Here is a 13,687-nt window from a genome sequence, read left to right as displayed (position 1 = left end):
CACAGCCCCCCACCCCCCACCACCTCACCCGCCCCGCTCTTGCCTAGAGCGCACTCCACGCCGTTGGCTGGTGAGTCATGAAGTACACACAGCTCGGACGCACGGGGCTCAAGGTCAGCCGGCTCGTCCTCGGCACTATGAACTTCGGGCCGCAGACCGACGAGGCCGACAGCCACGCCATCATGGACGCGGCGTTGGACGCGGGTATCAACTATTTCGACACGGCGAACGTGTACGGCTGGGGCGAGAACAAGGGCCGTACCGAATCGATCATCGGGAACTGGTTCGCGCAGGGCGGCGACCGGCGTGAGCGGACGGTTCTCGCCACCAAGGTGTACGGGAACATGGGCACCGAGGGCGAACCGTGGCCCAACCAGGACAAGCTCTCCGCCCTGAACATCCGGCGGGCGGTCGACGCGAGCCTGAAGCGCCTGCAGACCGACTACATCGACATCTACCAGTTCCACCACGTCGACCGGTCGACGCCGTTCGACGAGATCTGGCAGGCGATCGACGTCCTGGTGCGGCAGGGGAAGATCCTCTACGTGGGATCCAGCAACTTCCCCGGCTACAAGATCGCCCAGGCCAACGAGATCGCCGCCCGCCGGGGCGGCACCATCGGCCTGGTCAGCGAGCAGTGCCTCTACAACCTCGCCGAACGCCGCGCCGAGATGGAGGTCATCCCGGCCGCCCAGGAGTACGGGCTCGGTGTCATCCCCTGGTCGCCGCTGCACGGCGGACTGCTGGGCGGTGTGATCAAGAAAGAGGTCGAGGGCGGCCGACGGGCGAGCGGCCGGTCCGCCGACGCCCTCGCCAACACGGCCGTACGCGCCCAGATCCAGTCGTACGAGGATCTGCTGGAGAAGCACGGTCTGAAGCCCGGAGAGGCCGCGCTGGCCTGGCTGCTGACCCGTCCCGGCGTCACCGGCCCCATCGTGGGCCCGCGCACCGCGGAGCAGCTCGAGTCGGCGCTGCGCGCGGCGGAACTGGAACTGTCGGAGGAGGTCCTGGAGGGTCTCGACGAGATCTTCCCGGGACCGGGGCCGTCCCCCGAGGCGTTCGCCTGGTAGCAGGGCAACTCGTCCGGCGGTGGCGGTGGCGGTCACTGTCCGACCGCTGCCGGCGTCCGGCGGTGGCGGTCGCTATCTGACCGCCGCCGCCATGGCCACGACGAAGAACATCAGCACGAGTACAGCGGCCATGATCCGGTTACGGGTCTTCGGGTTCACGCCATCGAGGTTAACCGGCCGCCCGGCCGGTCCCGTCGCCCGCCCCCAGCGGCCGGCTCGCCACCGTTTCGTATCGCGGCTGCTCACCGGGCACTCCCGACGTCGGCAGGTTGCTGCGGACGAGACACAGCTCACCCACCGTCCAGGGCTTCCCGGCGAAAGTGTCCAGCGCGGCGACGTACGGCTTGAAGTCGGCGGAGTCACGGCTGCGGGCCACCGTCAGATGCGGCCGGTAACGGCGGTGCTCCTCCATCTCGACGCCCGCCTTCCGGCCCGCGGCCTCCGCCCGGTCGGCCAGCAGCCGCATGGTCTCCACGTCCCCCGTCGCCCCCACCCACAGGGCACGCCCGCCGAAGTGCCCGCCGCCGTGCAGGGACAGCGGGAACGGGTCGGTACGACGGGCGGCCCGCAGCAGCCGTTCCGCGAGGTCCGGGACGATGTCCTCGGCCACCTCTCCGTAGAACGCGAGGGTGAAGTGCCAGCCCGGTCGGCCCGTCCAGCGCAACGCGTCCGCACCCGGCATCCGCTGCAACGCGTCCACTTCCGGGGCCAGTTCACGCACCACATCGGCAGGGGGCAGTACCGCCGCGAAGAGTCTCATGGGGCCAGCCTTCCAGGGAACGGCGACCAGCACACGGGAGCCTGCGGGACGGCCCGCTCCCGTGTGCTGAACGCTTCCGTACGTACGCGTGAGGCGGCCGGCCGCGTGAGCGGACCGACCGCCTCCGAGGCGGCACCTGTCACACAGCGGTGACGAGCTGCTCCTCGCTGCTCGGCACGCGCGGGACGAAGCGGATCCGGGGGTGTCCGTGGTGCCAGTCGAAGGAGACACGCAGGCCGCCGAGGCGGGCCAGGACCAGGCCGATCGTCGTCGCCGCGGTCATCGAGACCAGTCCGCCGAGCGCGAAGCCCACCCGCGGACCGTAGACGTCGGTGACCCAGCCGATGAGCGGCGCGCCCAGCGGTGTGCCGCCCACGAAGACCATCATGAACAGCGCCATGACACGGCCGCGCATGGCCGGGTCGGTGGCCATCTGGACCGAGGTGTTCGCGGTGACGTTCACCGTCAGTCCGAAGATGCCGATCGGGACCATCAGGAGCGCGAACAGCCAGAGCGTGGGGGCGGTGGCCGCCACCACCTCCAGCGCGCCGAAGGCCACCGCCGCCGCGATCAGTACGCGCAGCCGGGCCGTGCCCCGCCGGGCGGCGAGCAGCGCGCCGGCCAGCGAGCCGACCGCCATGAGCGTGTTGAAGAGGCTGTACGCCCCCGCTCCCGAGTGGAAGATGTCGTCCGCGTACGCCGACAGCCAGACGGGGAAGTTGAAGCCGAAGGTGCCGATGAAGCCGACGAGGACGATCGGCCAGATCAGTTCGGGGCGGCCCGCGACGTAGTGGAGGCCTTCACGGAGCTGGCCCTTGGCGCGCGGCGCCCGCTCGACGACGTGCAGTTCGCGGGCGCGCATGAGCAGCAGGCCCGCCATGGGGGCCACGAAGGACAGGCCGTTCAGGAGGAAGGCCCAGCCGGTGCCGACGCCGGTGATCAGCAGGCCCGCAACGGCGGGGCCTACCAGCCGCGCGGACTGGAAGTTGGCCGAGTTCAGGCTGACCGCGTTCTGCAGCTGGCCGGGGCCGACCATCTCGGAGACGAAGGACTGGCGTGCCGGGTTGTCGACGACGGTGGCCATGCCGACGGCGAACGCGGCGAGATAGACGTGCCAGACGTGGACATGGCCGGAGAGGGTGAGGAAGGCGAGCGCGAGGCCGGTGAGAGCCATCGCCGTCTGGGTCACCAGCAGCGTGGGGCGCTTGGGGAGCCTGTCGACGAGGACACCGCCGTACAGGCCGAAGAGCAGCATCGGCAGGAACTGGAGGGCGGTGGTGATACCGACCGCCGCGGAGGAGCCCGTCAGGCTCAGCACCAGCCAGTCCTGGGCGATGCGCTGCATCCAGGTGCCGGTGTTGGAGACGACCTGGCCCAGGAAGAACAGACGGTAGTTCCGGATCTTCAGCGAGCTGAACATCGAGGAGGAGCGGGGGGAGTCGCGGGTGGCTGCGGGGTCGTGGGTGGCTGGTGCGGGGGCGGAGAATGCTCCGGGTCCCGTACTCAAAAGGGCTCGCCTCCAGGGCAGTCGTGGACGTCGGCGTCATGGGGGCGTCGGCGCTTGCGGGGAGAGGGCGGCCCTCGGTGATCCGAGATCGGGGATCGGGGATCGGGGATCGGGGATCGTCATCGTGCTCCGCGATCGGGGGTCCGAGGTCGGAGTCCGAGGCCCGAGTCCAAGACCCGTGATCCGTGATCGGGTATCCGCGATCGGGGATCGGAAGAGGGCCGCCGGTGTTCAGATGTGCGCGAGCTTTTCCAGGACGGGGGCGGCTTCGCGAAGCTTGGCCCATTCGTCCTCGTCGAGGGCCTCGACCAGTCCGGCCAGGAACGCGTTCCGTTTGCTGCGGCTCTCTTCGAGCATCGCCTCAGCCTTGTCGGTCTGCGTCACGACCTTCTGGCGCCGGTCATCGGGGTGCGGCTCCAGTCTGACCAGCCCCTTGGCTTCGAGCAGCGCGACGATACGGGTCATCGACGGCGGCTGCACATGTTCCTTGCGGGCGAGTTCGCCGGGCGTGGCGCTGCCGCAGCGGGCGAGGGTGCCGAGCACCGACATCTCGGTGGGGCTCAGCGACTCGTCGACCCTCTGGTGCTTGAGTCGACGCGACAACCGCATCACTGCGGAGCGCAAGGCGTTCACGGCGGCCTCGTCGTCGCCATGGGTGAGGTCAGGCATGTTGTTTAGCGTAACTCATTACTCTCGCTAAAGAACAATGGGGTGCCCGTGAAACGCGCCATCCAATCGGCGGATCACTCATACGAGTGAGATCGCTCCGGAAAGTGACCCGAATCCGGTCGGGAAGCGGCGACCCTCGACTCCATGGGGACCAGCGTGCTCAGCCTGCGTATGGACGGGGAGCTGCTAGACCGGCTCCGACAACATGCCGCGAAACGCGGAATGAGCGTCCAGGACTATGTGGTCCGGACGCTCATTCGCGACGACTTCGACGAGCGGTTCCAGACCGCCGTCGAGGAGACGGAGAAGTTCTACGGGGTCACCTGAGGCGGGATCACCCGAGGCCCCGTACGGCAGCTGCCGCTCAGGTCAGGCCGAGAGCCGGCATGAGGTAGTAGAAGGTGAACACCGCCGACACCACATACATGGCGACCGGGATGTCACGACCGCGGCCCGCCGCCAGGCGCAGCACGACGAAGGTGATGAAGCCCATCCCGATGCCGTTCGTGATCGAGTAGGTGAACGGCATCAGCATCATCGTCACGAAGGCCGGGATGGCGATCGTGTAGTCCGCCCAGTCGATCTCCTTGACCGAGTGGGACATGATCAGGAAGCCGACCGCGATCAGCGCGGGGGTGGCCGCCTGGGACGGGACCATCGTGGCGACGGGGGTCAGGAAGAGGGCGACGGCGAAGAGCGCGCCGGTGACCACGTTTGCGAAGCCCGTGCGGGCACCCTCACCGACACCGGCCGTGGACTCCACGAAGCACGTGGTGGCCGAGGAGGAGGTGGCACCGCCCGCGGCGACGGCGATGCCGTCGACGAAGAGGACCTTGTTGATGCCGGGCATGTTGCCCTGCGCGTCCGTCAGCTTGGCCTCGTCGCTGATGCCCATGATCGTGCCCATCGCGTCGAAGAAGCACGACAGCAGCACGGTGAAGACGAAGAGGATGCCGGTCAGCACGCCGACCTTGCCGAAGCCGCCGAAGAGACTGAACTGGCCGACGAGACCGAAGTCCGGGCTGGCGACCGGGTTGCCGGGCCACTTCGGGGTGGTCAGACCCCAGGACGGGACGGTGGTGACGGCGTTGATGATCACCGAGACGACCGTCATGGTGACGATCGAGATGAGGATGGCGCCGGGCACCTTGCGCACGATCAGCGCGAGGGTGAGCAGCGTGCCGAGGACGAAGACCAGGACGGGCCAGCCGTGCAGGTGACCGTCGGTGCCGAGCTGGAGCGGTACCGTCGTCTGGGCGATGTCCGGGATGCGCGTGACGAAGCCGGAGTCCACCAGGCCGATCAGCATGATGAAGAGGCCGATACCGATCGCGATGCCCTTGCGCAGGCCGAGCGGCACCGCGTTCATGACGCGCTCACGCAGACCGGTGGCGACCAGGAGCATCACGATGAAGCCCGCGAGGACCACCATGCCCATGGCGTCCGGCCAGGACATCCGGGGCGCGAGCTGGAGGGCGACGACCGTGTTCACGCCGAGGCCCGCCGCAAGCGCGATCGGCACGTTGCCGATGACGCCCATGAGGAGCGTGGTGAAGGCCGCGGTCAGCGCGGTCGCGGTGACCAGCTGCCCGTTGTCGAGGTGGTGCCCGTACATGTCCTTCGCGCTGCCCAGGATGATCGGGTTCAGCACGATGATGTACGCCATCGCGAAGAAGGTGGCGAAACCGCCGCGGATCTCGCGCGGGAGGCTGGAGCCCCGCTCCGAGATCTTGAAGTAGCGGTCGAGGGTGCTCTGCGTGGGCCGGGACTCCGGCTCCTGCGGGGCGGGGGCCTTGGTGGCGGCCGAGGTGGACATGCGGGTCCTCAAACGTGCAGGGGGACGGGGACGTGATCGAGCCTGGTCAGTGGTCGCTCACCAGCAGGTTCCCCCAGGTCGCTGTTGGTGTTTTATACGAATACAACTGGCCAGACTCGGACGGTTTCAGTATGAACATATGAGTCGGAAATCGCTATCTCCGCGCGTAGACCCTTGCCGCACAAGGGGAGAGCGGGTGCGAACACAACCGGTCCCCGACCCTCGTAAGCTGTGCACATGGCGAAGTGGACCCCCAAGCACGAGGCGCCGGAGCCCCTGGAGGGCCCCGTCGTCGCCACCATCACGGGCGGCACGATCCTCTGGTTCGTCCTCTTCCTGGTGCAGCTGCCGTTCTACGGCTGGTTCGACGACCACGGACACCTGTGGTGGCTGTGGACCTGTCTGGCCGGCGCGGGCCTCGGACTGATCGGTATCTGGTACGTCCGCAAGCGTGACGCCGCGATCAAGCGCGCGCACGCCACCGGCTCCACCGCCGCCCCCGTGACGGAGTAACGGGGCTTCTCCTCCACCCACGGCAGCATTCCCCGCCGCGCCCCGTCCTCCCCAGGTCGGAACTTTGGCGCACTCGGCGGGTGAAGCCGCATATCCGCACGTACCGTCGAATGCATGACCCACATCGACGCGGGCGCCGGACTCGATCCCGTTCACCCCGTGCCCATACCCGCCTCCCGGCGGGCCGAGGGGTTGTCGGCCGCCGAGGTGGCCGAGCGGGTCGCGCGCGGCGAGGTGAACGACGTCCCGGTGCGCAGCAGCCGCTCCGTGGGCGAGATCGTCCGGGCGAACGTGTTCACCCGGTTCAACGCGATCATCGGCGTGCTCTGGCTGATCATGCTGTTCGTGGCGCCGTTCCAGGACAGCCTGTTCGGCTACGTGATCATCGCCAACACCGGGATCGGCATCATCCAGGAATGGCGGGCCAAGAAGACCCTGGACTCGCTCGCGGTCATCGGCGAGGTGAAACCGACCGTCCGCAGGGACGGGGTGGCCGCCGAGGTGAGATCGGCGGAGATCGTGCTCGGGGATCTCATCGAGATCGGGCCGGGCGACAAGGTAGCCGTCGACGGCACCTGTGCGGAGGCCGACGGGCTGGAGATCGACGAGTCGCTGCTCACCGGTGAGGCCGACCCCGTGGTCAAGCACACCGGCGACCCGGTGATGTCGGGCAGCTTCGTGGTCGCGGGCACCGGCGCCTTCACGGTGACCAAGGTGGGCCGGGAGGCATACGCGGCACAGCTCGCGGAGGAGGCCTCACGGTTCACGCTGGTCCACTCCGAGCTGCGCACCGGTATCTCCACGATCCTCAAGTACGTGACGTGGATGATGATCCCGACCGCCATCGGCCTCGTCGTCAGCCAGCTCGTCGTCAAGCAGCACGGCTTCAAGGACTCCATAGCGCGGACCGTCGGCGGGATCGTGCCGATGGTCCCCGAGGGGCTGGTCCTGCTCACCTCCGTCGCCTTCGCGATCGGCGTCATCCGGCTTGGCCGAAAACAGTGCCTCGTTCAGGAACTCCCCGCCATCGAGGGCCTCGCCCGCATCGACACCGTCTGCCTCGACAAGACCGGAACCCTCACCGAGGGCGGCATGGACGTCACCGAGCTACGGCCGCTCCAGGGCGCCGACGAGTCGTATCTGCGCAGGGTTCTCGGCGCGCTCGGCGAGTCGGATCCCCGGCCGAACGACTCCCTCCGGGCGATCATCGCCGCCTACCCGGACAGCGAGGAATGGCGCTGCACCCAGTCACTGCCCTTTTCCTCCGCCCGCAAGTACAGCGGCGCCGGGTTCAGCGAGGGCAACGGCGAGTCGAGCACCTGGCTGCTCGGCGCTCCCGACGTGCTGCTGCCCGACGGGGACGCGGCGCTCGCCGAGACCGAGCGGCTGAACGAGGCGGGGCTGCGGGTGCTGCTGCTCGCGAAGACCACCAAGGACCTCGACGACCCCGGCGTCGCGGAGGCCGCTCGGCCCGCCGCGCTGGTCGTCCTGGAGCAGCGGTTGCGCCCGGACGCGGCCGACACCCTGCGCTACTTCGCCGACCAGGACGTCAAGGCCAAGGTCATCTCCGGCGACAACGCGGTGTCGGTGGGCGCGGTCGCCGGCAAGCTCGGGCTCACCGGCGAGGTGGTGGACGCGCGCAGGCTGCCGGACGGCCCGGAGGAGATGGCGGAGTCCCTGGAGAAGGGCACGGTCTTCGGACGGGTCACCCCGCAGCAGAAGCGCGACATGGTCGGCGCCCTGCAGTCCCGCGGGCACACGGTGGCGATGACCGGCGACGGGGTGAACGACGTCCTGGCGCTGAAGGACGCCGACATCGGGGTGAGCATGGGCTCCGGTTCCGAGGCGACCCGCGCGGTGGCCCAGATCGTGCTGCTCAACAACAGCTTCTCGACACTGCCCTCGGTGGTCGGGGAGGGCCGCCGGGTCATCGGGAACATCACCCGGGTCGCGACGCTCTTCCTGGTGAAGACGGTCTACTCGGTGCTGCTGGCCGTCCTGGTGGTGTGCTGGCAGGTCGAATACCCCTTCCTGCCCCGGCACCTGACCCTGCTGTCCACCCTGACGATCGGCATTCCGGCGTTCTTCCTCGCCCTCGCCCCCAACAAGGAGCGCGCCCAGCCGCACTTCGTGCGGCGGGTGATGCGGTACTCGATCCCGGGCGGAGTCGTCGCGGGAGTGGCCACCTTCGTGACGTATCTGATCGCGCGCCACCACTACACGGGAGACGGCTCGCTGGAGGCGGAGACGAGCGCCGCGACACTGACCCTCTTCCTGGTCTCGATGTGGGTGCTCGCGATCATCGCCCGGCCCTACACCTGGTGGCGGATCTGCCTCGTCACCTCGATGGGCGGGGCGTTCCTGCTGGTGCTCATGGTGCCGAAGCTGCAGCACTTCTTCGCGCTGAAGCTGGTCGGCGAGGCGATGCCGTGGGTCGCGGTGCTGATCTCGGTGGTGGCGGCGGCCGTCCTGGAGTTCCTGTGGAGGTGGGTCGACCGCCGCGTTCCCGCGTAGGGGCTGCTTCAGTGGTCACCGCACGTCGACGTGGTCATCCGTGGCGCTGACGGCCGGGGTGGTCGTGGTGCCCGCGAAGCTGTGGCGGAAGTATCCGTCGACGGTGGCCTTCGGGTGGTGGCCTTCGGGTGGTGGCCTTCGAGTGGTGGCGTCGGCGTTGACCAGGATGTCGGCCGGGTAGATGTCCGAAAGAAAAGATCACCTGGGCCTACGGAAAAGTTGCAGGAGAGACGGATTCTTTGGTCGCCCCCTTTACCGGCGTCGCGGCGGGGTGGGGACAGACAAAGATCCCCGGCCGCCGGGCCGGGGATCTTCGGTCAACTCAACTCATGGGTCACTGCACGTCGACGTAGTCACCCGTGGCGCTGACGGCCGAGGTGGTCGTGGTGCCCGCGAAGCTGTAACGGAAGGTGCCGTCGACGGTGGCCGTCGTGGTCGTCTTCAGGTTGCCGGCGCTGTCCGTCTTGACCGTCTTGAGGGTGGTGTAGGTGCTGCTGCCCGCCTTGCGGAACTGCAGATTCACCGACTGGGTGCCGTAGCCGTAGTACTTGGCGGCGTCCCAGCTCGCGCGGGTCAGCGCGCCGGTGACCGTGATGGTCTTGCCCTTCTTGACCGGCTCCGGGGCGGCGTTGACCGTCAGCTTGGAGTAGCGCTGGAGGTTCTTGGTGCCCAGGTCGCCCTGCCACTTGGGGGCCTGGGTGTCGTCGTTCTTGTCGACGGCGAGCGCGCCGACCTTCCAGGCGCCGGCCTGGGCGCTGAACAGGTCCATGCTGTCGTCGGTGGAGGCCGGACGGAACTCGATCTTGGCCGTGCACTTGAGCACGGTGGAGGAAGAGGCCGTGCAGGTGCCGGGCTCGTCGCCGATGATGAGGTCGGTCGGCGAGGTGATCGTGGTGCCGCGGTAGAGCAGCGGACCGCTGTCGAACGAGCTCGCGCTGACGGTCGAGGGGTGCGTCACGGTGTAGGTCGCGCTGACCGTGACCTGCGCGGAGGCGCCGACCACGATGTTCTTGCCACTGTTGATCACGACGTTGGAGAAGGTGACGCCGGACACCGGGTTGCCTGCGGCCTGCGCGGCCGGCACGGCGAGAGCGGAGAGGGCCAGGGCGCCGGTTACGGCTGCCACGGTGGCTCGTATGCGCATGTGGGGTTCCCCAAGTGGAGAAAGGGGTCCCGGCGGTGGTCGTTCCTCACGGCTCGTCGTCAGCACGGGACCCAAGTGATCAGTGAGTCTGTTGACTCATGGGTGAGATTAGTGAGAGGTGCGACTGGTTGTACGGGTGGGGTGCGGGAATCGCAGTTTTTAGGTGGGCATTGCTCGCCGATGACGAAGCACGGAGGAACGCCCGGCCCGGGCATTACCGAGGCCCGGGCTCACCCGGCTCAGGGCTCTCCCGGGACCACCGGGTGTTCCCGGGACCGGGAATGCCCGGGACCGGGAATGCCCGGGACCGGGCATTCCCGAGGCCGGGCAGTGTTCCTCACGGCGTTGTCCGCATCACCTGCGTGCCGGTCCTGGCCTTCGCGGTTCGCGCCGCTCGGATCGGCGTGATCAGTCGAACCAGCGGTCCCGGGCCAGTTCCTCGGTGCGGGACGGGTCCTCCAGCAGCGCCGCGACCTCGAAGCGGCGCGGCCACTGGCCCGCCGACCAGGCGAGTCCGGCGGCGACGCCCTCCACGGTGGCGGCGTGCAGCACCCCGTCCCGGGTGCGGCGCCAGTCGAGCTCGGTGCCGTCGACCACGAGCTCCTCGTGCTCGACGTACGAGGCGGGGGTCCCGGGGCCCAGCAGGACCCGTACGGACTCCGGTACGTCGTGCTCGGTGCCCTCGGAGGTCACCTCTCCGGTGACGGACTCGCTGAGCCGCCGCACCTGGAACAGCTCGGCGAGTTCGGCGGCCCGTGACGGCGGCACCGGCAGCAGCGGCACCCCGTCGGTGAACGCCAGCAGATCCGGTGAGTCCACGACCATCGCGTCGGCCGCGTCCACGACCCGCACCTCGCCGTCCACGACGGCCCGCAGCTCGTCCGGCAGTGTCACCCGCTCGGGGTCGAGATCGGCCAAGGCGCCGTAGAGGGCGTGCAGTTGGGTGCCGGAGACCTCACGGTCCGGGTCGGCGAGCCGGTCGAGCAGTTCGGCGGCGCCACCGGGCTCGTCGAGCAGGGCGGCCACGGACGTACGGACGCCGAGCGCCCGCAGCACCTGTTCGTCGTCGAAGCCGGTCGCGTCGGCCTCGTCATACAGGCCGCGCAGCAGCGGATCGCCGCCGGCGGCCCGCAGACCGGCCGGCCGGCGCCCGTCGAGCACCGGATGCCCGCGCAGCCACCAGGCCGTGTACGGCCGGACGATCTCGTGCGTGCCGTCCGGCAGCAGGATGCGCACCTGCTGGGTGATGGCGTCCCGCAGCGGCGGCTGGGCGAGCAGGGCCAGGGCCTCGGGCCACCGGTCGTCGTCCACCAGGTCCAGATCCCGTACGGCGACGATCTCGGTCGCGACGGGCGGCACCGGCGAGTCGGGCAACCGGTCCAGCACGTCCTCGCACCACACGTCCACCGCGTCCAGCAGACCCGCGTCGTCGGGCTCGGCGAAGTCCGCGTCGCGCGGCTCCAGTTCGTCCGGGTCGAGCACGATGTCGGTGGCGCGCACCAGGGCGAAGCCCGCGAGGACGCCACAGGCGGCGAGCGGCTGCTCGCCCCAGCGGTCAGCCAACTCGGAGTCGACGAAGGCGAGTTCGTCCTCGCGCATGATCCGGGCGAACGGGCTGCCGGGCAGCACGAGTTCACCGGCGGGCACGAGCTCACCCTCGCCGTCCGGCAGGGCGAGAGCGCCGAGCCAGGGCTCGTCGCCGGGTTCGAGGGCGGCGTCACGGACCAGCGCGAGGACGGTGTCCGCGAGCTCCTCCGCGTCCGGGGTGTCCTCGTCCCACGCCCCGCCCTCGTCGTCGAGCGAGACGGCCACCGCGGCCCGCACCTGCGGGGTGGTGAGCACCGCGCGCGGCGAGGCCGGCAGAGCGCCCAGCTTCTCCAGGAGCGGGTGGGCGGCGTCCGGGTGCGCGACCTTGAGGCCGAGGCGAGCGAGCGTGTCGGGGGCCACCAGGGACCCCTCCGCGGTGGGCAGCAGGATCTGGCGGGGCCCGATCGTCGTACGGCCGTCGGCCAGCGGCACCGGCAGTCCGGACAGCCGGTCCGGGTCGACCCCGGCCAGGCTGTCGTACAGGCGGTGCCACCACGCCGGGTCCTTCTCCAGACCGGCCAGCCGGTCCACGGCCTCGGTGAGCGGAACCCGGGCGACGCCCAGCGTGCGCAGTTCCACCCGCCGCTCCAGCCCGGCGGGCAGCAGGCTGGGCAGCACCTCGGCGAGCACCCGGACGGTCTCGGCGCCCGCGCCCTCCACCACCTCGGCGTCGCGCGGCCGCAGGACGGTGGGGTTCTCCGCGGGGCTGCTCTCGGGCCAGTCGTCGGGGGTGTCGGCGGCCGGCATCCGGTCCGGCGGGGCGGCGGGCGGCAGGAACGCGGTGCGCGGCAGCCGGTCCAGGATCGCCTGGCGCAGCGCGCCGTCCAGCTCGCCCTTGCCGAGCGGGCCCGGCACCAGGTCGATGATCCCGGTGTCCACCGGCCGCCAGGAGGCGAGGAGTTCGGCGTAGGCGTCCGCCACGCGCTCCACCAGGAAGTCGGTCAGCGGGCCGGGGGCGGCGTGCCGCCGGGTGGTGTCCAGCGGGAGGGAGGCGATGAGGAGCGCGGGTACGCCGAGGGCTTCGTCGCTCGGCGTCGGCGCGTGCACGACGGGGCTGGTCCGCGGGCGGGCCGGGGCTCCCTCGTCGTCGACCGGGACGGCCCAGGTCACGGACCAGTGCGGGCGCAGCCGCTCCTCGACCGGACGGTCGGCGAGCAGGGCGGGGTCGAGGGGGCCGTGCCGGTCGACGGTGCGGTAGCGGGTCGTGCCGTCGCGGGAGTCGTCGATGACGGCCCCGTGCTCGGCGGCGCCGCGGCGCAGGGTGCGGACCTCCGCGTCGCCGATCTCCACGACCACTTCCGCCAGGCCGGGAAGGGCGAGCAGGAGGGCGTCGTCGATGTTCCGCAGGAGGCGCTCGGCGAGGTCCTCGGCGGCGGTGTCGCGCAGCGGCAGGATCACGGCGGTGTCGTACGAGTCCGGGGCGGTGCCCTCGGCCGCGAACGGCAGCCGCAGCAGCGGGACATGGCCGTCCCGGCGGCGGATCTCGTCACCGAGGCCGGGGCTGTTCCCGGCGGTGCCGGCGGCGAGATCGCGGGCCTCGGCGAGCGCCCAGCGGACACCGCCGTGCCGTCCGACGACGGCGGGCTCGTCCGTGACGGCGAGGACCGCGGCGAAGCCGACACCGAAACGGCCCACGGCCGTGTCGTGCGCGTCCCGCTTCGCGGAGGCGCGGAGGGTGGCGAGCGACTCGACGCCGACCGCGTCGAGGGGGGCGCCGGTGTTGGCGGCCACCAGGACGCCGTCGCGAAGGGTGAGGCGCAGACGACCCGGGGTGCCGGCGCGGGCCGACGCGTCGGCGGCGTTCTGGGCGAGCTCCACGACGAGCCGGTCGCGGTAGCCGCCGAGGACGAGGTCCTCCTCGGCGTTGGCGTCCTCCCGGAACCGGGCCGGGCTGGTCGCCCAGGCGTCCAGTACGCCGCGGCGCAGGCGCGCCGTGCCGAACGGGTCCGCACCCTCGGCAGCCGGCCGCACGAACTTACTCACGGGTTCACTCTCCCTCTCGCCTGGCGCGACCGCGAATGCTGCGCCGGGTCGCGGCATGAAGGTACCGCGCGCTCTCCCTGACTTCTGCCGCCACGTGCCGCCCCTCGGGGGCAAGACCCAGCCC

General features: G+C 70.4%; 10 protein-coding genes. 4 read left to right on the top strand and 6 right to left on the bottom strand.

Translation table 11 applies throughout. The features are described 5' to 3' along the window. Positions 1 to 77: 77 nt before the first annotated feature. Positions 78 to 1,070: an aldo/keto reductase gene (locus ACFYR3_RS24295; protein WP_355841385.1), complete on the top strand. Its 993-nt coding sequence runs from the start codon at positions 78 to 80 to the stop codon at positions 1,068 to 1,070. 169 nt (positions 1,071 to 1,239) lie between these two features. Here the strand turns inward: ACFYR3_RS24295 and thpR are convergent, their stop codons facing one another. The 3 genes from thpR to ACFYR3_RS24280 all read right to left on the bottom strand — a co-directional run bounded on the left by thpR (position 1,240) and on the right by ACFYR3_RS24280 (position 4,006). Continuing rightward, on the bottom strand, positions 1,240 to 1,830 hold the full coding sequence (gene thpR / locus ACFYR3_RS24290; protein WP_356780445.1) for an RNA 2',3'-cyclic phosphodiesterase: 591 nt from the start codon (positions 1,828 to 1,830) through the stop codon (positions 1,240 to 1,242). A 139-nt stretch (positions 1,831 to 1,969) separates the two neighbouring features. Further along, a complete protein-coding gene (locus tag ACFYR3_RS24285; RefSeq protein ID WP_389284715.1) occupies positions 1,970 to 3,337 on the bottom strand; it encodes an MFS transporter in 1,368 nt (455 codons plus the stop codon). A gap of 231 nt (positions 3,338 to 3,568) precedes the next feature. Further along, positions 3,569 to 4,006: a MarR family transcriptional regulator gene (locus ACFYR3_RS24280; protein WP_355841381.1), complete on the bottom strand. Its 438-nt coding sequence runs from the start codon at positions 4,004 to 4,006 to the stop codon at positions 3,569 to 3,571. Positions 4,007 to 4,150: 144 nt separating this feature from the next. On the opposite strand from ACFYR3_RS24280, the gene ACFYR3_RS24275 reads away from it, so the two are divergent. Then, complete coding sequence (locus ACFYR3_RS24275) at positions 4,151 to 4,333, top strand: BrnA antitoxin family protein (protein ID WP_261701844.1); 183 nt, start codon at positions 4,151 to 4,153, stop codon at positions 4,331 to 4,333. A gap of 37 nt (positions 4,334 to 4,370) precedes the next feature. Here the strand turns inward: ACFYR3_RS24275 and ACFYR3_RS24270 are convergent, their stop codons facing one another. Next, positions 4,371 to 5,822 (bottom strand): NCS2 family permease, encoded by a 1,452-nt coding sequence (locus ACFYR3_RS24270; protein ID WP_355841379.1) that lies wholly within the window; start codon positions 5,820 to 5,822, stop codon positions 4,371 to 4,373. A 237-nt stretch (positions 5,823 to 6,059) separates the two neighbouring features. Here ACFYR3_RS24270 and ACFYR3_RS24265 point away from each other — a divergent pair, with 237 nt between their 5' ends. Continuing rightward, positions 6,060 to 6,335 carry a DUF2530 domain-containing protein gene (locus tag ACFYR3_RS24265; RefSeq protein ID WP_389284714.1) on the top strand — a complete coding sequence of 92 codons (276 nt, stop codon included), beginning with the start codon at positions 6,060 to 6,062 and terminating at the stop codon, positions 6,333 to 6,335. Between the two features lie 114 nt (positions 6,336 to 6,449). After that, positions 6,450 to 8,849: a cation-translocating P-type ATPase gene (locus ACFYR3_RS24260; RefSeq protein ID WP_389284713.1), complete on the top strand. Its 2,400-nt coding sequence runs from the start codon at positions 6,450 to 6,452 to the stop codon at positions 8,847 to 8,849. 334 nt (positions 8,850 to 9,183) lie between these two features. Here the strand turns inward: ACFYR3_RS24260 and ACFYR3_RS24255 are convergent, their stop codons facing one another. Together ACFYR3_RS24255 and ACFYR3_RS24250 are read right to left on the bottom strand one after the other, a co-directional pair. After that, positions 9,184 to 9,993 (bottom strand): hypothetical protein, encoded by an 810-nt coding sequence (locus tag ACFYR3_RS24255; protein ID WP_355841373.1) that lies wholly within the window; start codon positions 9,991 to 9,993, stop codon positions 9,184 to 9,186. A 408-nt stretch (positions 9,994 to 10,401) separates the two neighbouring features. Further along, the gene (locus tag ACFYR3_RS24250; RefSeq protein ID WP_355841371.1) at positions 10,402 to 13,563 is read right to left on the bottom strand and encodes a sacsin N-terminal ATP-binding-like domain-containing protein; all 3,162 of its coding nucleotides are present in this window, start codon (positions 13,561 to 13,563) and stop codon (positions 10,402 to 10,404) included. Positions 13,564 to 13,687: the final 124 nt, after the last annotated feature.

This window comes from Streptomyces sp. NPDC005784 (assembly GCF_042871525.1).
Classification (GTDB): domain Bacteria; phylum Actinomycetota; class Actinomycetes; order Streptomycetales; family Streptomycetaceae; genus Streptomyces.
Note: the sequence above shows the minus strand (reverse complement) of the source record. Positions and strands in the feature narration are given on the sequence as shown.